The 19,859-nt window shown below is 58.2% G+C and carries 17 protein-coding genes and 1 pseudogene; 16 read left to right on the forward strand and 2 right to left on the reverse strand.

Annotated elements, in window-relative coordinates; all coding sequences use genetic code 11:
- Positions 1-4 precede the first annotated feature (4 nt).
- Entirely contained in the window at positions 5-1,306 is a 1,302-nt protein-coding gene (locus WAW39_RS27750) for a nucleotide sugar dehydrogenase (protein WP_422322566.1), read from the reverse strand.
- A gap of 84 nt (positions 1,307-1,390) precedes the next feature.
- A complete protein-coding gene (locus WAW39_RS27755) occupies positions 1,391-3,016 on the reverse strand; it encodes an ArnT family glycosyltransferase (RefSeq protein ID WP_422322568.1) in 1,626 nt (541 codons plus the stop codon).
- 119 nt (positions 3,017-3,135) lie between these two features.
- On the opposite strand from WAW39_RS27755, the gene WAW39_RS27760 reads away from it, so the two are divergent.
- From WAW39_RS27760 to WAW39_RS27835, 16 genes and pseudogenes are all read left to right on the forward strand, one after another.
- Entirely contained in the window at positions 3,136-4,359 is a 1,224-nt protein-coding gene (locus WAW39_RS27760; protein WP_422322570.1) for a glycosyltransferase family 4 protein, read from the forward strand.
- A 156-nt stretch (positions 4,360-4,515) separates the two neighbouring features.
- Positions 4,516-5,079 (forward strand): GbsR/MarR family transcriptional regulator, encoded by a 564-nt coding sequence (locus WAW39_RS27765; protein WP_422322572.1) that lies wholly within the window; start codon positions 4,516-4,518, stop codon positions 5,077-5,079.
- Between the two features lie 153 nt (positions 5,080-5,232).
- On the forward strand, positions 5,233-6,114 hold the full coding sequence (locus WAW39_RS27770; RefSeq protein WP_422322574.1) for an ABC transporter permease: 882 nt from the start codon (positions 5,233-5,235) through the stop codon (positions 6,112-6,114).
- Positions 6,114-7,367: an ABC transporter ATP-binding protein gene (locus WAW39_RS27775; protein WP_422322577.1), complete on the forward strand. Its 1,254-nt coding sequence runs from the start codon at positions 6,114-6,116 to the stop codon at positions 7,365-7,367. Before WAW39_RS27770 ends, WAW39_RS27775 begins: the two co-directional genes overlap by 1 nt.
- A 22-nt stretch (positions 7,368-7,389) precedes the next feature.
- Positions 7,390-8,295, forward strand: a complete 906-nt coding sequence (locus WAW39_RS27780; RefSeq protein ID WP_422322579.1) for an FkbM family methyltransferase — start codon at positions 7,390-7,392, stop codon at positions 8,293-8,295.
- A gap of 88 nt (positions 8,296-8,383) precedes the next feature.
- A complete protein-coding gene (locus WAW39_RS27785) occupies positions 8,384-9,304 on the forward strand; it encodes an alpha-1,2-fucosyltransferase (RefSeq protein ID WP_422322581.1) in 921 nt (306 codons plus the stop codon).
- A 228-nt stretch (positions 9,305-9,532) separates the two neighbouring features.
- On the forward strand, positions 9,533-10,489 hold the full coding sequence (locus WAW39_RS27790) for an alpha-1,2-fucosyltransferase (protein WP_422322583.1): 957 nt from the start codon (positions 9,533-9,535) through the stop codon (positions 10,487-10,489).
- Positions 10,490-10,535: 46 nt separating this feature from the next.
- Positions 10,536-11,306 (forward strand): FkbM family methyltransferase, encoded by a 771-nt coding sequence (locus tag WAW39_RS27795; protein ID WP_422322585.1) that lies wholly within the window; start codon positions 10,536-10,538, stop codon positions 11,304-11,306.
- 45 nt (positions 11,307-11,351) lie between these two features.
- On the forward strand, positions 11,352-12,122 hold the full coding sequence (locus WAW39_RS27800) for an FkbM family methyltransferase (protein ID WP_422322587.1): 771 nt from the start codon (positions 11,352-11,354) through the stop codon (positions 12,120-12,122).
- Between the two features lie 74 nt (positions 12,123-12,196).
- On the forward strand, positions 12,197-13,192 hold the full coding sequence (locus WAW39_RS27805) for a glycosyltransferase family 2 protein (protein WP_422322589.1): 996 nt from the start codon (positions 12,197-12,199) through the stop codon (positions 13,190-13,192).
- A complete protein-coding gene (locus WAW39_RS27810) occupies positions 13,183-15,087 on the forward strand; it encodes an acyltransferase family protein (protein WP_422322591.1) in 1,905 nt (634 codons plus the stop codon). The genes WAW39_RS27805 and WAW39_RS27810 overlap by 10 nt, the downstream gene beginning before the upstream one ends.
- 13 nt (positions 15,088-15,100) lie before the next feature.
- Complete coding sequence (locus WAW39_RS27815; protein WP_422322593.1) at positions 15,101-15,736, forward strand: class I SAM-dependent methyltransferase; 636 nt, start codon at positions 15,101-15,103, stop codon at positions 15,734-15,736.
- Between the two features lie 37 nt (positions 15,737-15,773).
- Positions 15,774-16,832, forward strand: coding sequence for an NAD-dependent epimerase/dehydratase family protein (locus tag WAW39_RS27820; RefSeq protein ID WP_422322595.1), 1,059 nt, complete (start codon positions 15,774-15,776; stop codon positions 16,830-16,832).
- Positions 16,833-16,865: 33 nt separating this feature from the next.
- Positions 16,866-18,347, forward strand: coding sequence for a glycosyltransferase (locus WAW39_RS27825; protein WP_422322597.1), 1,482 nt, complete (start codon positions 16,866-16,868; stop codon positions 18,345-18,347).
- A 40-nt stretch (positions 18,348-18,387) separates the two neighbouring features.
- Positions 18,388-19,590, forward strand: coding sequence for an acyltransferase family protein (locus WAW39_RS27830; protein WP_422322599.1), 1,203 nt, complete (start codon positions 18,388-18,390; stop codon positions 19,588-19,590).
- 28 nt (positions 19,591-19,618) lie between these two features.
- Positions 19,619-19,859 (forward strand): annotated as a pseudogene (locus WAW39_RS27835) (hypothetical protein); the annotation flags it as partial.

Here is a 19,859-nt window from a genome sequence, read left to right on the forward strand (position 1 = left end):
AAGATCACCAGCAAATCCCCTCGTACTGCCAGGGAAGGGTCGATAATTCCCTCCAGCCATGAACATCGATTATGACTTGATCCGGACGGGCCAATTCCTTCAATATTTCAAACGGTACGCTTTTCTGGGAAACCACTATTACATCACTTGATTGCAGCACCTCCTTGGGATCCTGTTTTAAAAGCTGCGCGAGGTGTGGCATACGGGCCTGGATTTGCTGCTCGTTGGCTCCAATGAGGCGGGAAAGATTGATGTGAGGATCGTAAATGCTGAGTTCATGGCCTCGCCCGAGCAGTGTCTCAGCCGCCGCCACCATGGGGCTGCCGCGCAGGTCGTCCGTGTTTGCTTTGAATGCGAGTCCGAGGAAGCCGATGCGGCGCTTTGCCTTGCCCTCAATCAGGCTCACGAAGAGATCCTGATGAGCAGCATTTGTGGCTGCGGTATTTTCCAGAAGGGGCAGGCTGAGGTTTTCCTGACGAGCGAAGGATTTCAGCGCGGAGACGTCCTTTGGCAGGCAGGAACCACCGAAGGGGTTGCCTGGCTTCATATAATAGCGGGAGATGTTCAGCCGCGTGTCGGCACAAAGCACGTCCATGACGCGAGTGCCGTCCTCGCCCAAGTGTTTGCACAAGCGGCCTATCTCATTGGCAAAGCCCACCTTCAGAGCATGAAAGTAGTTGCAGGAGTACTTGATCATTTCCGCCCCTTCCCACGCCAGGATGGATGGCTGTCCGCCCATGATTTCGCACACAGCCTCATCCACGGGCGCGGTGCCATCGTGGGTGCCGATGACCACCAATGAAGGCTCGCGAAAATCCCGGACGGCGGTGCCTTCCCGTAAAAATTCCGGGCAGTAATAGACGCGCACCTGGCCGGATGCCACCTGGTCTGCCAGCATGTCAGTGACGATCGCACGGGTGCTGCCGGGCAGCATCGTGCTGCGATAGAGTAAAATATGCGTCTTCTTCGACTCCGTGATGGCCTCGACGATCTGAGCGGTGACCTTGTGAACGTAGTCGAGATTCAGTTTGCCGTTGGGCAGGGAAGGAGTGCCCACACAGACGATGCTGACATCTGTCGTCGCAACGGCCAGACGGACATCCAGTGTGGCTCCCAGCCGATTTTCAACAGTCGCCTTTTTGAGGAGCTCATCGATCTCCGGTTCGACGATGGGTGACTGACCGAGGCCAAAGGCCTCCACCTTGGCGGCATGCAGGTCCACCCCGATGACGCGGTGTCCTTGCTCTGCCAGGCATGCCGAGGTAACTGCGCCGACGTAGCCGAGTCCGAAAACTGAAACATTCATTTGGGGAGAGTGATCGGGAAAAAGTAAGCTATATCTTCCGTGCGGGAGTCTCTACAGTCAAACAACGCCATAGGATTGAGTCGATTATTTCTGCACATTTGCAGTGGCCGGGGAATTTCGCTGAAACACATACAGCACTCCCGTTTCCCATGGCCAACGGAAGACAGATTGCTCAAAGGCAAGGTGCCAGCGATCATCGGCCGATTGCATGGCGGTGAGCAACAGCTTTTCGTGAGGTTGCTGTCTATCAGGTGGCACCGAGAGATCCACGAAGACCCGGGTAACCTGCAACTTGTCGAGCTGTTCAAGCAACTGGGCAGTACTCACAAAAGCTGATTGGTATCCGCGACCCATCCAGTCGCTGGAAGACAACTCCTTGCTGCCGCGATAGATGCGCAGCAGGGAAGGCGAGCGTTGCTGGCATGCAAAAGCTGCCGCTGCAATGACCGCGCCTTCGCCGTTTGGATCGGAGGCCACGAGCCAGTTTTGCTTCCTGTCGCCTTGATTGGGCAAGCCGGAGCGTGACACTGCAGTATTAAAACCATGCACGTACTTTGTCGGCCAGACGTCAGAATTCAGCAGCGGCAGCAGTGCAAAGCCAAGCAGTAGCACCGGCGGGCCCCAGCGCTGCAACTTCACCGGCCAAGGCACCAGGGCCAGACCATATGCTGCAGCCTGCATGACCGGCGGTGCCAGCGTGAGCATATAGCGGGTGCTCAGACCCACGGGAACGAGCAGCAGCACCAGCGTCATACCCACAGACATCGCAAAGAGCGATGCTTGCACGGGGGGGAGCACCCGCTGTCGCCAGCCCGTCACGAGGCTGTGACTCACTCCCGCCACTGTCAGCAGGGTCAGGGGCCAGCCAAACACCGCAGGCATCCCTTTGAGGTAAAACGGCACCGCTTGCACGAAATACTGCGCCGGGGTGAAAAGGGTCATGCCTTCCTTGGAAATGCCGGTGGAGTAGATCATCCAAGGGCCGGCGAGGATCGCCACAGGCAGAGCTGCACACCACCATGACTGGGTGAAGATCAGCCGCCAGCGCCCGGCCAGAAGCGTGCCCAGCGGTGGCAGGAGGCATAGCCCCATCCCCGATCCTTTCGTGAGAATGGCCGCTGCCGCGACACAGCCCCAGACAAGTGCTTTGCGCACCGTGGGCGCTCGCAGATACCAGGCCCACAGCATCACCGCCCAAAGGCACAGCACCGCCAGCAAAATATCTGACATGACATGCAGCGTAAGCTTCAGCGCCAGTGGTAGTAAAAGCATGCCCAAGCTCACGGTAGCAGCTGGCAGCGGACTCACCACACGGCATCCGATCAGGTAGGTCAGGGCGGCCAGCAAAGACAGAGTCAGCGACTGAAAAACCAGCAGCATGCCCACACTATTATGAACCAGAAGCAGTGGCGCAGTCACCACATAGTATAAAGGTGGATAGTGTCCCAGTGCCACCCGTGGAAAATCTGCATAGTAGGCTTTGGCAAAGGCCATCGGCGAATGACCAAGTCCGGTGCTCAGGTAATCGCGAAGCATCAGTGCAGTCACTGCATGCGCCGCCTCATCAGGATCCCCTCCCAAGTCCGAGGAGAACCCGCCGCCCCCAATGGCAAAAGCCAGGGAGAAAAGGGCGGAAACTACCAGCACGAGCACCAGCAGCCGGGGGGCAGCAAGAGGACCTGGCTTGAGATGGGTTTCGAGTTCGGACATCGGCATGTGTCCCCAAAAGCATGTGTCATGGCGGGATGTAAAGCAAAGAATCGGCCACAGAAGTGCGGCTTGTCATTTTTGTGCATTGCATAAAGCCCGCCGCATGTCTATGCGCAGAGATGCCCCAAGCCCAGGCCAACGCTTCCACCTCCACCGCAGGCAGATCCGCTTTCTATGGATTGATCGGCAGCGGCTTGGTTGGTCGTGACCCGTTCGACCGCCGCAGTTTCTCAGGCATCAGCTATTATTTCTTCAAAGAATGTGAGAGGCAGGGACTTCTGCTGGGTGCCGCGGGCTGTGAACTGGAAGGCTGGCGCAAGTGGCTCCTGCTCGCGCTCAGCTATCACCGTCAAAAGGCGCTCTGGCGCATGCGCTACTATCTTGATTCGCGCTATCGCGATCAGCTCACGCGCATCCTGGCAACCAAAATTCCACGGGGTCAACCCATCGGCACTCTGCTTCAGATCGGCGCCATGTTTGATGGCGGCGCTCTGCTGCAAAAGAACGCCTATTGCACCTCCTACCACGATGGCAACATTGCTATGCGACTGCGCAGTCCTTATGGCGCGCGCGGTTTTGACGAGCGTCGTGCCGCCCAGGCCCTGGCCTACGAGCGCAAGGTGGCCAAGAAAATGGATCGCGTCTTTGTCATGGGGGACTACCTCGCCAAGTCCTTTGAGGAGGACCTTGGAGTGGAACCTCACCGAATCGTCAACATCAGTCATGGGGCCAATTTTGACGAGATCCCCACACCCGATCCGCAGAAGAATTACGCTGCGCAGGAAGTCCTGTTTGTCGCCGTGGAGTTCGAGCGCAAAGGTGGCCGCGTCCTTCTTCCCGCTTTTCAGCGCGTGCGCCAGCAAATCCCCGGCGCTATGCTGCATGTCATCGGTGTCCGTGGCGATCCACCCGCAGATCTACACCTCGAAAACGTCCGATGGCACGGGTTCAAGCGCAAAGAAGTCCCCGAAGAAGCGGCAGTCATCCAGGACTTGTACCGCCGTTGCTCCGTCTTTGTGCTGCCATCCTTTTATGAGCCGTTCGGGATCTCCGTGTCCGAGGCCATGCTTTATGGCATCGCTCCCATCATTACCGGTGACTGGGGCGTCGCAGAGAAAGTGGTGCCCGGTGTTTCCGGCCTCCATGTGAAAGCTGGGGATGAAGATGGACTCGCCGCCGCCCTGCACGAACTGCTCAGTGATCCCGCCAAAGCCGAAGCCTATGGTAAAGCCGCCCGCCAGCGTGGACTTGATCACTTTACATGGCCCGCTGTTGTCACCAATCTCGGACACGCTCTCGATGCCATGCATCAGGAGCCCTCCCTCGGCAGTCTGCGCAAGTAGCCTTTCTCAGAGGTGGTTCTGCCCGAATCATTTAAATAATGCTAAACGGTATTTACGGCCCCTGCCCGGCTGGTCGTTTTTTGTTGCAAACCGGGCATATTCGTTGCTTTACAGTCCCGGCAAACCACGTTAACAGCGTTTAGCTTTTTCTAAACAATGCCTGCTGTCGTCGACTCCCACAAGCCCCGGACTGACTCTCCTTCCCGGACGCAGGGGGCATGGAATCGTGAGGTCACACGCTTCATTGAGGCCAGCGGTGCCACCACGCATTCCTTTGGTCTCGGTCGTCTGATCGGCAGGCTTTTTGCCCTGCTCTACCTCACTCCCGAGCCAATGTGTCTCGATCAGATAGCCAAAAAGCTCAAAATTAGCAAGGCCAGCGCTAGCATCACCGTCCGTCAGCTCGCCGCCTTGCATGCCGTTCACAAAGTCGCGGAGATCGAAGCTGCCGGCCGCCGTGACTTCTACCAGGCAGAGCTCAGCTTCGGCGTCATTTTGCGCAAAGGGCTCCTGCCCGGATTGCAGAAAAAGCTGCGCTCCGCCGGCGTACAGATTGATCGTACCCTCGGCGTCTCTCCCTCGCAGGCGGATCTGCATGCAGCCCCTGCCGCCGCCAGCGATCACCACAAGGAGATCTGCCGCAGGCTCCGCCTCGCACGCGGCCTCTATCAGAAAGTCAATGCGCTCTTCTCGAACCCCTTGGTGGAGCATCTTCTTTAAACCCTCTTAACGCCGCCGCCCGGCGGCAACGTTGCACACCCACGTGCGCAGCATCCTCATCTCACCCGCCACGCCACCGGTTTTCACAACCGAGGGCGGCAGCGTGCCTGCGGAGGCCGCACGCCGCGCCGTTACATCTTTTTGAATAACAACATGTCACAGACCGCACCGGACCTGGCCACAGCAGCAGAAGAAGAATGGGATATGGTCATCCGTGCCCGTTCCGGCTGGTTTAATCTTCACCTACAGGATCTCTGGCAATACCGCGACCTCCTGCGCATGTTTGTGTGGCGGGACTTCGTCGCCGTTTACAAGCAGACCATCCTGGGCCCCATCTGGTTTTTCATCCAGCCCCTGCTCACCACCGCCACCTTCACTATCATCTTCAGTGGCGTTGCCAAGCTCTCCACAGACGGCCTCCCGCCGCTCCTCTTCTACCTCGCTGGCACCACCCCGTGGAACTACTTTGCCACCTGCCTGACCAAGACCTCCACCACCTTCAAAGATAATGCCAGCCTCTTTGGTAAAGTCTATTTCCCACGGCTCATCACGCCATTGTCCGTGGTCATTTCCACCCTCATTCAGTTTGTCATCCAGTTCGCCTTGCTCGGCATCGCCCTCGCTTGGTTCATCTGGCAGGGCAGGGACATCCGGCCCGACTACGCCGGCATATTTTTCGGCACCCCGGTGCTCATCTTGATGTTGGGCGGCCTCGGTCTTGGTTCCGGAATCATCATCTCCTCCCTCACCACAAAGTACCGGGATCTCGGCTTCCTAGTCACCTTTGGTGTCCAACTTGCCATGTATGCCACCCCCGTCGTTTATCCGCTCTCCATCGTGCCGGACAAATATCGCTTTTGGATCGAGCTCAATCCCATGACCGGCATCGTCGAAGCCTTTCGCGCGCTGTATCTCGGCGCCGGGACCTTCTCCTGGCTGCTCCTCAGCTACTCCGCCTTGGTCACCGGGGTTCTCCTCTTCCTCGGCATCATTGTATTTAACAAGGTTGAAAAATCCTTCATGGACACCGTTTGATGAGCACTCCTGTCATTCACGTCGAAGACGTCTCCAAGCTCTACCGTCTCGGTGAGGTCGGCACCGGCACCATCCAGCATGACATCAATCGCTGGTGGCATCGCATCCGTGGCAAGGAGGACCCCTACGCCAAGGTTGCCACCGTCAACGACCGTACCCGCAAAGAAAAAAAATCCCCCAAGGACGACTACGTCTGGGCTTTGAAAGACGTCAACTTTGAAGTCCAGCAAGGAGAGGTTCTCGGCATCATCGGCCGCAATGGCGCAGGGAAGAGCACCCTTCTCAAGCTGCTTTCACGCGTCACCGCTCCCTCTTCAGGCTCCATCAAGGTCAAAGGGCGCATCGCCTCCCTCCTGGAGGTCGGCACAGGCTTTCATCCAGAGCTCTCCGGCCGGGAAAATATCTTTCTCAACGGCGCCATCCTCGGCATGCGTAAGCAGGAGATCCTCTCCAAGCTGGATGAAATCGTGGATTTTTCCGGCTGTTCCGCCTACCTCGACACCCCGGTAAAGCGCTACTCCAGCGGCATGTATGTGCGCCTCGCCTTCGCCGTCGCCGCCTATCTGGAACCCGAGATTCTCATTGTCGATGAAGTGCTCGCCGTGGGCGATGCCGAATTCCAGAAGCGCTGCCTCTCCCGCATGGACAAGGTGTCCAAACTCGGCAAGACCGTCATTTTTGTCAGCCATAACATGGGTGCCATGCAGTCCCTCTGCACCTCCATCTTGTGCATGTCCAATGGCCAGGCCGGTGTAAAAAGCCGCAACCTCGAGCAGGAGATCAACAACTACCTCCATGACTGCCGCACTGCCCAGCCCTCCTTCCCGGTGGAGCTGGAGGACGGCACCCGCATTCTCGGCCTCGAGATCGCGCCTGCCATCTTCCCCACCGGCCAGTGCACCACGCTTACGTTTGACATGGAGCTCCCTGGCGCGACCACCATCACCGACTTTGCCCCGGTCATTTACAATCATGTCGGCGTCAGGATCGGCATCATGGATGGACGCAACAAGCTCGGCCTCCCGCGCAGCTTCGCCGCCGGTCGCCATCGTTTGCAGTTCAACACCGGGCCTGTGCCGCTGATGCCGGGGGACTACGTCGTCGGACTCTATCTCCGGACTCTTTCCGCTTGGGTGAATCACGAAAATCTGGGCGACTTCAAGCTCACCTCCGAGGCCGGGATGGAGATTACCAACTATCCCGCAGAACACATCGGCATCTTAAACATGAACTTTTCGGCTGCGATGCTCTAAACACCTGCCCCCTGACACCCTTATGGCTTACTCCAAATTCAAGGTCGTTCGCGGACTCCAAAAAGTCCTGTCCGGCAAGCTGCCCGACTTTCTCTTTCCCCTGGTTGAAAAAATCCGTTATCGTGAATGGCATCGCCTCGAGCGCGGCGAAATCACGGAGATCGTCTGGCCCGTCGGTGCCGGCGCCATCCTCCGTTTGCACAAAGATTCCTTTCTCTGCCGCCCCATCGTCCGTGGAAAATTCGAACTTGGCGAGCGCATGCTCCTTGCTCGCCTGCTGAAACCCGGCGATGTGTTTGTGGACGTCGGGGCCAATATCGGCCTCTTCGCGGTGATCGCCGGGAAACGCGTCGGTCCTCAGGGGCTCGTGCTCGCGGTGGAACCATCCCTGCCCACCTGCAAAATTCTCCAATCCCAGATCGTCCTCAACAAGCTGCGGAATGTGAAAATCTGCCAGGTCGGCATATCGAAAGAAAGCGGGGAGCTGGAATTGTTTCAGGGCACCAATACCAACGACACCTTTAACAGCTTCAGCCCGCCCATCTGGGAAGGTGAATACACCCCGACCAAAGTTCCAGTCATGAGCTTTGACAATCTGGTTGCGCAGCATCTCGCAGGGCGCCCAATCCAGCTTGTCAAGATCGACACCGAAGGCTGGGAATGCCAGGTGCTGGCCGGCGGCGGCGCCATATTCGCCAGCCCGGACGCCCCCGAACTGATCATCGAGTTTTGTGACAAGGCCCTGCTCGCCAGCGCTTCTTCTTGTGAGGCGCTTTACAATGCCCTGCGCTCCCTCGGCTACACCACCTTCGTGATTGATATGGAAAATGGCACGCTGCAGCCCCTCAACCAGTCCGAGAAGTTCGAGTATGCCAATATTTTTGCGACCAAAAACCCCTCCCGGCATCGCAGTTTCATCGTGTCTTGAAGTTCCTCTTCTGTCACGCCTCTGGTTGTAAACGATGACTTTGTTTCAAATATCCGGCGGGTTGGGCAACCAGATGTTCCAGTACGCCATGGCGCGCAGACTGGCCCTGCAGGGGGATGGCATCCTGCATGCGGATCTTTATCAGCTCGACGTGCAGGTGCAGCCTCCGCGACAATTCCGCCTCGACCTCTTCCATGCGCGTGTCATGCCCCTCCCTTGGTACTCTGTCTGGCGTTACAGCAAGAGGGAGTTCCTGGACCGGTTGGTGCGCCGTTATCTGCCGGAAAACCTCGGGTGCAGACTTTTGTCGCTGGCTGCCCGTCGGGGCTTCAAGTCCCCCTGTGCCTATCGCTTTGATGCGTGTGTCCCCGGGCGGCCAAAGCCCATGCTGCAAATCGGCAAGGTGGTCTCTGAGCGGCAGTTCCACTTTGATCCAGAGGTGCTGTATTTGTCCGGAGACCTGCTGCTGATGGGTTACTGGCAGACGGAAAAGTACTTTGCAGACATCGCGCCACAGCTCCATGTCGAGCTTCAGGTGAAGACCCCGCAGACAGGACAAAACTTGGCGGTTGGCAATCTCATGCGCGCGCAGCAGTCCGTCTCCCTGCATGTCCGGAGGGGCGACAAGGCGGTGGCAAAAGACTTCAACGGTTCCACTCCGGAGTATCACCAGCGCGCCATGGCATGGTTTCGTGAACGCCTTTCCAGCCCGGTGTTCTTTGTCTTCACCGATGACTGGGACTGGGTCAAGCAGCATCTGCCTGCGGCGCCTGACGTCGTATATGTGAACCACAACGGTCAGGATCAGGACCATGAAGATCTCCGCCTTATGAGCCAGTGTCGGCATCACATCATTGCTCTCAGTTCCTTCAGTTGGTGGGCGGCCTGGCTTAATCCAAGTCCCGACAAGCTGGTGGTCTGTCCGCCACATCAGCGCTGGTTCAATTTTCTCAACTGTGACACCGTTGACATATTTCCGGATTCATGGGTTCAGATCGACGACCTTTGAAGGCCGTGTGATCCGCCCGTCTCGGACGTGAGGTGTGGCAAATATTATCCATGTAAAGACTGGCATAGGTTTAAATTTACTCCTAGATGGGTCGCTGCTAAATAAAGTTTTATCCCGCTTGATCCATTGCTCAAATTCAACTCAAAAAACTCCCCCGCTCGCCAGTGACAGCCTTCAGATTGTTTACGTATGATACTAGTTCAAATAGCAGGTGGATTGGGAAACCAAATGTTTCAATATGCTGCAGCACGCAAACTAGCGGCCAAGGGGGATGGTATCGTCCTGGCAGATCTTTATTTTCTTGGTTTGCAGATGCAGCCTGCCAGAAAATACCGCCTGGACAAGTTCCGCGTTCAGGCTCCCCGTGTCCCCTGGCACCATGTGATCCGGTACAATCCTGGGGAGTTTCTAACCCGTCTGGCTCGCCGCAGCCTGTCTGCTCCACGGGCCAAGAGTCTGCTTTACCGGTTCGAGCGTTTTGGCTTCAAGTCTTCCTGCGACTATCGCTTTTACAATCACAAGCCTGGCCAGCCCCAGCCGCCCTTGCAGGTCGGCAGGACGGTCTCCGAGCGCCAGTTCCACTATGACCCCGAGCTGCAAAATCTCTCGGGTGACCTGCTGCTCATGGGGTACTGGCAGTCGGAAAAATATTTTACCGACATCGCCCCTCAGGTGCGGGCAGATTTCCAGTTGCGTGCGCCGTTCACGGGGGAGGACGCCAAAGTCGCGGAACAGATGAAACAGACCCTGTCCGTCTCCCTTCATGTGCGCCGTGGCGACAAGGCGGTTGCCAAGGACTTTAATGCCAGCGAGTCGGGATACTGCCTGCGTGCCGTCGAGTGGTTTCGCTCCCGGCTGGATGCTCCGAAGTTCTTTGTTTTTTCCGATGACTGGGACTGGACACGGCAGCACCTGCCTGAGGCACCCGACATTCAATACGTTACTCACAACAGCGTGGGCCAGGATTTGGAAGACTGGCACTGGGAGGAAAATCTCAGTCTCATGAGCCAGTGCCGTCATCACATCATCGGTCCCAGCTCATTCAGTTGGTGGGCCGCCTGGCTGAATCCTGATCCGGACAAAATCGTCCTCAGCCCGCCTCACCAGCGCTGGCTCAACTTCCGCAACTGCGACACCTCCGATGTGATTCCTGCATCTTGGATTCAGATAGATGATCGCAGATAGCTGATTGCTCCCATCTTAGCCCCTGCTGTTCCCCCGCCTCTGTCACATGAAACTCAGTCCTAATGCCATCCGGAAACCCAGCCCCTGGTTTGTACTCCGCTGCCTCATCAGTCAAGTGTTGGGGCGCTCCAACCAGGTACTCCAGTCCTACCGCAAGGACCGGATATCTCATGTGGATCTTGAGCAGGATCTTCCGCTGCTTATAACTAAGAAAGATCCGCTGCTTATAGATGTCGGAGCCAATGCAGGGCAAACCATCTCAATGTTCAAACGCGTGTTTGACCAGCCAGTGATTCACGCCTTCGAACCCAACAAGACCCTTGTGGAGACCCGGCTCGCCACGGCCTTTGGGCAGGACAAAAACATCGTCCTGAACGCCGCCGGACTTGGTGCTAAAGAAGGCGTACTGAAGCTCAACCATTTCGAGCAGGATCAGATGTGCTCCTTCCTGCCCTTGGATAATGGCCAGCGCAATCCTTATGCGGGAGAGGCAGTGGTCAGCAGTTCGGAAGTGCCGGTCTGGACACTCGATCAGTATGCGCAAAAGCATTTACTTGGAGCGATTGATCTGCTGAAGATCGACACCCAAGGCTATGACCTGCAGGTGCTGCTCGGTGCGGATGCGCTGCTCACCGCCGGCAAGGTGAACTTCATCATGTTGGAGATAAATTTCATTCCTCTCTATGTTGGACAGCCGGCGTTTTTCGAGTTGGATGCCTTCTTGAACAAGCGCGGTTACGCATTGGTGGACTTGTACGAAAAAATCTGGGTTGAGAACCGCCTTGGATGGTGCAACGGCCTGTACCAGAAAATCTGAAAACTTTCGCCTCTGCAACTGGCTGAATCCCTCGTCCTTCATCTGATGAAACTCACCTCCCATGCCACACACATTTCCAGTCCTTGGTTCGTGCTGCGCTGTCTCATCAGCATGGCGCTGGGGCGATCCAACCAGGTGCTGCAGTCCTATCGTAAAGACCGCATCTCGCATTTGAATCTGGAACAGGATCTGCGCGTCCTGCTGCCGCAGGCCGGCCCGCTTATGTTCGATGTCGGAGCCAACAAGGGGCAGACCCTGGCCATGTTTCAGCGCATTTTTGACAAGCCTGTGATCCATGCGTTTGAGCCTAACAAGTCCCTGGTGGAAAAGGTGCTCTCCCCGGCGCATGCGGGTGGCGCGAAGGTCGTGATCAATGCCGCCGCACTGGGCGCGGAGAATGGCAGCCTCACCTTCAATGAGTGTGAGAATAATGAACTCAGCTCCTTCCTCCCCATGGAGTCCAGCGCGCAAAACCCGTTCAAGGACAAGGTGGTCAGTTCCAGCACCACTGTCCCCGTGTGGACGGTGGACAGCTATGTTACAGAGCACGCTCTGCCCCAGCTCGATCTACTGAAAATTGACACCCAGGGATTTGATCTTCAGGTCCTTCAGGGCGCACGCCAGCAGCTCTCCGCAGGCCGCATCTCCCTGGTGATGCTGGAGATCAACTTCGTCCCCATGTACGTCGGCCAGCCTACCTTCGGTGAGGTGGACGCCCTCCTGCGGGAACATGGTTATGCGTTGGTTGACATGTATGAAAAAATTTATCAGAACAACCGGCTCGCTTGGTGTACCGGCTTGTATCAAAAATGCTGATGATGTCTGTTGAATCAAGCGAGTTGCCGCCCGCTTCCTTTGTGCGATTTTGCAACCAAGGCACTTGTTAAGTCATGGGATTGCTCAGTGTCATTGTTCCAACCTTCAATCGTGCGGGATTGATCCGCAGATCCTATGACTCCGTGGTGCAGCAGCAGCATCGTCCCCTCGAATTTCTCGTGGCAGACGACTGCTCCACTGACGACACCGCCTCAGCCATGCAGCAGCTTCCCGCCAGGGAAGGGGTGTCCGTTGTTTACCTGCCACAGCTTACCAACCGCGGCGTGTCTGCGGCACGCAATGCAGCCCTCCGCGCAGCCCGTGGGGAGCAGATTGCCCTGCTGGACTCGGACGACGTCTGGTATCCAGGACATCTGGCAAAGCTGCAGGCCGCACTGGAGTCCTCCGGCGCAGACATTGCCTATGCCCGTGGCGACATCCGGGCCAGCCCTGAGGCACCGCCCTCCGGTCGCAGCAGCTTCGGTCCCACACCGTATGAGGAGCAGAACACTCCTGAATGCCTGTTTTACTACAACTTTGTCCTCCCCTCGGCTACGCTCGTGCGCGGCGGCTTTTTTGAGAAGACGGGCCTCTTTGACGAAGACCCGCTGATTCAGCACGCGGAGGACTGGGACATGTCACTGCGTGCCGCCGCCGCCGGACTGAAGTTTGTCCATGTGCGTGAAGCGACGCTTTGTTACACCACCCCGGGCCAGGTGCCCGAGGCCAAGCAGCAGATGATGATGCGCCGCTTCAACCACTGCCTGCGTAAGCACCGTGGCTACCCCGGAGCCTCCGCCTCCCGCCGCCGGTTCACACGCGGGTATTATCTCGTCTGGCTCGGTATGATGCTCGGCGCGGTCAATGCTGAATCTCAAGACCTGTTCCGTGAAGCACGGCGGCTGGCATTGGGGGCTCCCTCGCTCCTGCTACCATCCATCTGCGGTCTCCTCCTGCCACGACTTCCCGTCTCCAGCCAGGGCTTGGGCCGCCGCGTGCTGATGCGGCTCTTCCGCAGTCTGCGTGCCAGACATCGAACCCTGCGTGGTTTTCCTGATCCATGGGACTGACGCCGTCCATGAACTACCGGGCTGAAATTGACGGCCTGCGCGCACTCGCCGTGCTTGCGGTTCTACTGTTCCATGCCGGACTCGGCGTGCAGGGAGGCTATGTCGGCGTGGATGTATTCTTTGTGATCTCAGGCTACCTTATCACCGGCCTGATTTTGCAGGACATGGCGCAGGGCAAGTTTAGCCTGCGCGCCTTTTGGGATCGGCGCATCCGTCGCATCATGCCACCGCTGGTGGTAATGCTGCTTGTGACCCTGGCCGCTGGCTGGCTGCTGCTGCTGGCGGAGGACTTCAAAGAACTTGGCCAGTCCGCCGTCGCCCAGGCGCTGCTGCTTTCGAATGTGTTTTTCTGGCGCGAGTCAGGCTACTTTGAACAGAGTGCGGACTTGAAGCCCCTACTGCATACCTGGTCTCTTGCGGTGGAGGAGCAGTTCTATCTGATTTTCCCCCTCGTGCTCATGGCGCTGCGGAAGTTTTTCCCAGCTTTGATGCGCTCCCTAGTTCTTCTCCTGCTTGTGACCTCGCTCGTGATTGGCATTTATTGGTGCCGCACCCGTCCCGAGGCTGGCTTCTACCTGCTGCCGTCCCGCGCCTGGGAACTCCTGATCGGGGCCTTGCTCGCCATGTCACCCTTTACCTTTTCACCGTCTCGCCGCTGGCTGCCCGAGCTGTTGGGCCTGGTCGGACTGGGCATGATCTTGTACGCCGTCTTTGCGTTCAACAACCGCACGCGCTTCCCTGGAGAAGCCGCGCTGCTCCCTTGCCTTGGCAGTGCGCTGGTCATCGCCTGTGGCACGCGATCCATGGCTGGCCGCCTGCTGGCATTGCCATGGCTGGTGGGCATTGGCCTGGTGTCTTACTCGCTGTACCTGTGGCACTGGCCCTTGCTGGTTTTCTCCAAATACTGGGCCTCCGTGCCGCTCACCGTCTGGCACCGCATCTTGCTGCTGACTGCCACAGGCATCCTCGCGGCGCTGTCCTGGAAATGGGTTGAACAGCCGTTTCGTAAACGCGTCGTCTTCGGCAGTCGCCGCTCCATCTATGCCTTTGCCGCCGCCTGCTCGGGCCTCATGATTGTGCTCGGCTGCGCTCTGCACCTCCTGCATGGCGTGCCCGCGCGTATTCCGGCAGCAGCGCAAATCTACGCCGCAGGCAGGTCGGACAGCATCTTCCGCAAGGAGGTCAGTCTGGAGCAGGCGCAGCGCGGAGACTTTGTCACTCTGGGCGGTAAGGAACAGCGCCCTCCGGGTGTTCTGGTCTGGGGAGACAGCCACGCCATGGCCCTTCTGCCGGTCATAGATGAACTGTGCAAAGACAAAGGCGTCCAAGGATTCGCGGCAGTACATTATCAGACCCCGCCGCTCCTCAGCTACCTGCCCACTGGCCCTTACAGCCTGAAGGACAAGACCCCGATGTTCGGCGCTGCGGTTTTGGACTTCGTCCGTTCCAAAAAAATCCCCAAGGTGGTCCTCACCGCCTCATGGAACTATTACTTCGAGGGAGACAACGGCAGCAAGATCCGGCAGTCCCTTCTCGACACCGTCACCGCACTGAAAAACGCCGGTGCCAGCGTCTGGGTCATGGAGGATGTGCCCAGCCAGCCATTCGACGTTCCCCGTCGTCTCGCTGCCGAGGTCATGTTTTACCATGGCGATGTGAACCTGATCGGCCTCCCACTGACCACACATCGCGCCGATTCCGTCCAGCAGCATGACGTCTTGCAGAGCCTGGCACCGCAGCATTACACCCTGCTTGATCCCGCCGGCATCTTCCTCAATCCCCAAGGCTTGTGCCGGGTCGCTGCCAATGGCAGAACACTCTACACCGACAGCAGCCACATCAGCACCCAGGGAGCGCGCTTCCTGCGCCCCTTGGTGACATCCATTTTTGACTAAGACCCGACAGCCAATGAAAAAACTCATTCAAAAATGCCTCGGCGTACTCAAGCGTGGCAATGAGGCAATCCTCAATCGCAAGGAGCTCTCCACCTTCCTCACCTTTTGCCGCCGTTTGCAGCCGGGCTTTGACGGTGCCGTGCAGCCCGAAGAACTGCTGTTTCTGGAGGAACTCGTCCGTCGCGCCCATGACTTCAACGGCCCCCTGATTGAAGTCGGCACGCTCTTTGGCTTCACCACCCAGATGATCGCAACGTGGAAAGATCCGCAAAAAGAACTCATCACTATCGATAACTTCAGCTGGAACCCGGTTGGCATGCTGCCGCTCGCGCATCGCGACTTCACCCGCCGCTGCCTCTACTACTTGACGCAGAAATGCCATACCACCCTGTTTGAGGGGCTGAGCACCGAGTACTTCGCCACGTACAAAGGCCCCGCGCCAGCCATGATTTTCATCGATGCCAGCCACATCTACGAACATGTCCTGGCAGACATAAACTGGGCCCGGCAGGCCGGCGTGCCCATCATCGTCGGCCACGACTACTCCCGCTTTTGGCCCGGCGTGAAGCGCGCTGTCGAGGAGTCCTTCGGCACCGACTTCAAAGTCAGCGGTACCCTCTGGGCCCACGTCAAATCCACCCCCGTCTGATCCCACTCCCACACTCCCTATTCCCACCCCACCCACCATGAAAAGTCTCCTCGTCACCGGTTCCTCCGGCCTGATCGGCTCCGAAGTCGTCACCCATTTCTCCGAGTCCGGCTGGACCGTCCACGGCGTTGACAACAACATGCGCGCCGATTTCTTCGGCCCTGGCGGCGATACCCGCTGGAACACCCAGCGCCTCAAAGACCAGTTCCCCTCCTTCCACCATCACGAGCTCGACATCCGTGACCGCGCAGGCGTGCAGAAACTCCTCAAGGAACTCCGCCCGGACGCCATCGTCCACACCGCAGCACAACCCAGCCACGACCTCGCCGCCAGCCGTCCCTTTGACGACTTCGACGTCAACGCCGTCGGCACCCTCAACTTCCTTGAAGCCGCACGCCTTGCCTGCCCGGAGTCCCCCTTCGTCCACATGAGCACCAACAAGGTGTATGGCGACGCTCCCAATGAGATCGCCCTCGTCGAGCTCGAAAAACGCTGGGACTACGCCGATAGCACCTACCATGACGGCATCCGCGAAACCTACCGCATCGATCAGTGCAAGCACTCCCTCTTCGGTGCCTCCAAAGTTGCCGCAGACGTCATGGTCCAGGAATACGGCCGCTATTTCGGCATGCCCACCTGCGCACTCCGCGGCGGCTGCCTCACCGGCCCCAATCACAGCGGCGTAGAGCTCCACGGCTTCCTGAGCTACCTCATCCGCTGCAATCTCGAAGGCAAAACCTACCGCGTCTTCGGCTACAAAGGCAAGCAGGTCCGCGACAATATCCACAGCCATGACGTCGTCGCTTTCATGGAGCACTTCATCGCCGCCCCACGCCAGGGCGAAGTTTATAACATCGGCGGCGGTCGTGCCAATTCCATCTCCATCCTTGAAGCCTTCGACCTCATCGCCTCCATCTCCGGCAAGCCCATGCAGCACGAATACGTCGACCAAAACCGCCAGGGCGACCACATCTGCTACATATCCAATCTCGACAAAATGAAGGCCCACTATCCCGGCTGGGACATCACCAAAGACCTCCAGACTACCTTCCAGGAAATCTACCAGTCCTGGCTTGCCCGCACGCAGGCAGCCTAATTGCTCTTGTACCCACTTACCGCACGCCTTCCCATGTCTGATCCATCCCCCCCCCAAACTTCCGAAATCCCTGTCCTCTGGGGTATGGCCGCCATTGAAGGCATGCGCAAACGGATCCTCGAAAGCGCAGAAGCTCACGCTGCCGAACGCGATTACCACATCAGCCGCAACCAGCACTTCTACCAACTCGTCGGCAGTGAATTAAAGACTCTCGTCGGCGATGCCGGCCGCCTCCTCTTCATTCGCTGCCAGACCGGCAAGCTGCTGGATCACCTCCAGGCCTCCGCTGTCACCGCCGTGGACATTAGCCCGAAGATGGTTGAGCTCGCGCGGCAAAAACATCCCCAGGCCCAGTTCCACGTCATGAACCCGGAGCTGGAGTTGCCACCCGGCCCCTTCGACACTGTCCTCATTCAGGACACCACAGACACCGTGGACATCCAGGCCTTGTTCGACCGCGTCCGCGCCGTCTGCCTGCCACACACCCGCATCATCATATTCACTTACAATCACCTCTGGGAGCCCCTGGTCGCCCTCTCTGAGAAATTCAATCTCAAGACACCCAAGGTCGAGCCAAACTGGCTTTCCCTGCGCGACTACGAAGGTCTCCTCCATCTCTCTGGACTCGAAATGCTCCGCGTCTCCCGCCGCGTCCTCATGCCCTTCGGCATCCCGCTCCTCGCCCCCCTTCTCAATAAATTCATCGCCTGGATGCCCGGCATCGACCACCTGAACCTCTGCAACTTCATCGTCGCACGTCCCGCTCCCCAGCCACGCCCCGACTCAGACTTCAAGGTCTCCGTCATCATCCCTTGCAAAGACGAAAAAGGCAATGTCCGCAGCGCCGTCGAGCGCATGCCCCAGCTCGGCCGCGAGACCGAGATCATCTTCTGCGACGACAAATCCACCGACGGCACCGCTGATGAAGTCCGCCTCATGCAGGCCGAGTTCCCGGACAAAAATATCCGCCTCGTGAATGGTCCAGCCATCTCGAAATCGCGCAACGTTTGGACCGGCTTCGCCGCTGCCACCGGCGACATCCTCATGATCCTCGATGCCGACCTCACCGTCATGCCCGAGGAACTCCCCCGCTTCGTCAAGGCCATCGCCTCCGGCAAAGGCGAGTTCATCAACGGCTCCCGCATGGTCTATCCCATGCAGGGCCAAGCCATGAAATTCGCCAACATGCTCGGTAACAAAGGCTTCGCCTCCCTCTTCTCCTACCTCCTCGGCTCCCCAGTGCGCGACACCCTTTGCGGCACCAAGGTCCTCTGGCGCACCGACTGGGAAAAAATCCGCCGCATGATCGACACCTGGGGCGCAGAAGACCGCTGGGGCGACTACGAACTCCTCTTCGGCGCCGCAAAACTAAATCTTCGTATCGTTGACCTCCCCGTTCACTATCAGGAACGTATCTATGGCGACACCAAAATGACGCGCCGCTTCAAAAACGGCCTCGTCATGCTCCGCTTTTGCTGGGCCGCCTTCCTCAAATTAAAACTACCCCAGATGTGAGCGGCGTTGCCGTTCCCTCGGCCCCCCCCCTCCTCGCTACGTGACACACCCCTCAACTACCGATCCCGCCCACCGCATAGAGCACCTTGATGGGCTGCGAGGCTTGGCAGCATTGATTGTAGTGATCACCCATTTTTTTGCGGCATTTTATCCCTACTCCATCTTTGGCTCTGGCTCCCTCCGGCACACCACATGGGGGGTCATGTTGCTTTATCCGCCGCTGGGACTCCTCGTCGCCGGCCACTTTGCGGTCTGCTTGTTCTTTCTACTCAGTGGCTACGTTCTGGCCGCCCCCCTCCTGGCCAGAGGCTCACCTTGGCGCGACATCGTTGCCGCCATCATCAAACGCCCCGTCCGCCTCATCGGCATCGTGCTTGCCACCACCCTCATCGCCTGGGTGCTCCGGACCTTGGATGTCTTTCAAAACCACGCCGCAGCCCAGCTAAGCGGCTCCGTTTGGTTTGAATCTTTTTGGGCGCCGCCCGCCCCCGCTCCCCTTGCCCTTGCGGAGCAGTTGCTCACCCAGCCCTTTACGATTGCCTCCGCTTACAACCAGCCCATGTGGAGCATCAAGCGCGAGTTGCTCGGCTCCTTTCTCATCTATGGCATCCTTCTCTTCGGACAGCTCCGCCTCATCCGCTGGGGGCTCATGCTTGGAGCCGCCTACTGGTTTGCCGGAAATTTTTACCAATGTTTCATCATCGGCCTCATCATTGCTGAGGTGCGTTCCTGGAGCTTCATGCGCGGAACCTCCATCCGCCTGCCCACCTGGCTTTCCGTGCTCCTCATGGTAATTGTTATCATCTGCGGTTCGTATCCCAAATATGCTGTCTCCTATTCGATGACCCCTGGCTCGTATTGGTTCGCCCCGCCGTTGGACTGGCTTGGGGGCGGATGGTCCATGCTCGCCGCCATAGCGTTGTTTTTGCTCGTGCTGCACGCCCCTTCCGCCCAGTGGCTGCTGACTCGCCGTCCCGTACAATTTCTCGGCAAAGTATCATACTCCATGTATGGCCTGCACTTTCTCATCCTAGGCTCCATAAGCGCGTCAGTCTTTGTCGCCTGCCAGCCTCACACAGGATATTCCGCCGCCACTGTCCTGGCTCTGACATCCCTTCTTTTGGTCACCCTCCTAGGTGCCAAAGTCCTGCATGAGACCGTTGACCGCGCCTTTATCGTCCTGTCCCGAGGACTCGGCAGCTACGTCCGCCGCCTCCTCTCAACTACCCCGGCCCGCCCCTGATTTCAGTCAAAACTGATTCTTCCAACAAATGCCATCCCTCTCTGACTCTCGTCGTCTCGCCGCCATCTGGCAGGTTTCTCTGCCCTGGCTTGCCGCCGCCGTCGGCATTCTGCCCTTCCTCCTCCTCAGTGCTTACGCCTACCCTTCCGCCGATGACTGGTACATGGCTGCCGATACCATGGAAAAAGGCTTCCTGCAGGCCAACGTGGATTATTACATGCACACCACCGGCCGGTTTTTCTCCTCCGCCTTCTTGTTCATGCATCCCA

Source organism: Prosthecobacter sp. (assembly GCF_049294395.1).
In the GTDB taxonomy this organism is placed as follows: Bacteria; Verrucomicrobiota; Verrucomicrobiia; order Verrucomicrobiales; family Verrucomicrobiaceae; genus Prosthecobacter.

Bases quoted from the DNA above. Each gene is read 5' to 3' on its own strand.
- WAW39_RS27750 (WP_422322566.1), bottom strand. From the start codon at position 1,306: ATGAATGTTTCAGTTTTCGGACTCGGCTACGTCGGCGCAGTTACCTCG.
- WAW39_RS27800 (WP_422322587.1), top strand. From the start codon at position 11,352: ATGAAACTCACCTCCCATGCCACACACATTTCCAGTCCTTGGTTCGTG.
- WAW39_RS27785 (WP_422322581.1), top strand. From the start codon at position 8,384: ATGGCGCGCAGACTGGCCCTGCAGGGGGATGGCATCCTGCATGCGGAT.
- WAW39_RS27810 (WP_422322591.1), top strand. From the start codon at position 13,183: ATGGGACTGACGCCGTCCATGAACTACCGGGCTGAAATTGACGGCCTG.
- WAW39_RS27775 (WP_422322577.1), top strand. From the start codon at position 6,114: ATGAGCACTCCTGTCATTCACGTCGAAGACGTCTCCAAGCTCTACCGT.
- WAW39_RS27825 (WP_422322597.1), top strand. From the start codon at position 16,866: ATGTCTGATCCATCCCCCCCCCAAACTTCCGAAATCCCTGTCCTCTGG.
- WAW39_RS27765 (WP_422322572.1), top strand. From the start codon at position 4,516: ATGCCTGCTGTCGTCGACTCCCACAAGCCCCGGACTGACTCTCCTTCC.
- WAW39_RS27760 (WP_422322570.1), top strand. From the start codon at position 3,136: ATGCCCCAAGCCCAGGCCAACGCTTCCACCTCCACCGCAGGCAGATCC.
- WAW39_RS27820 (WP_422322595.1), top strand. From the start codon at position 15,774: ATGAAAAGTCTCCTCGTCACCGGTTCCTCCGGCCTGATCGGCTCCGAA.
- WAW39_RS27805 (WP_422322589.1), top strand. From the start codon at position 12,197: ATGGGATTGCTCAGTGTCATTGTTCCAACCTTCAATCGTGCGGGATTG.
- WAW39_RS27770 (WP_422322574.1), top strand. From the start codon at position 5,233: ATGTCACAGACCGCACCGGACCTGGCCACAGCAGCAGAAGAAGAATGG.
- WAW39_RS27795 (WP_422322585.1), top strand. From the start codon at position 10,536: ATGAAACTCAGTCCTAATGCCATCCGGAAACCCAGCCCCTGGTTTGTA.
- WAW39_RS27755 (WP_422322568.1), bottom strand. From the start codon at position 3,016: ATGTCCGAACTCGAAACCCATCTCAAGCCAGGTCCTCTTGCTGCCCCC.
- WAW39_RS27780 (WP_422322579.1), top strand. From the start codon at position 7,390: ATGGCTTACTCCAAATTCAAGGTCGTTCGCGGACTCCAAAAAGTCCTG.
- WAW39_RS27815 (WP_422322593.1), top strand. From the start codon at position 15,101: ATGAAAAAACTCATTCAAAAATGCCTCGGCGTACTCAAGCGTGGCAAT.
- WAW39_RS27790 (WP_422322583.1), top strand. From the start codon at position 9,533: ATGTTTCAATATGCTGCAGCACGCAAACTAGCGGCCAAGGGGGATGGT.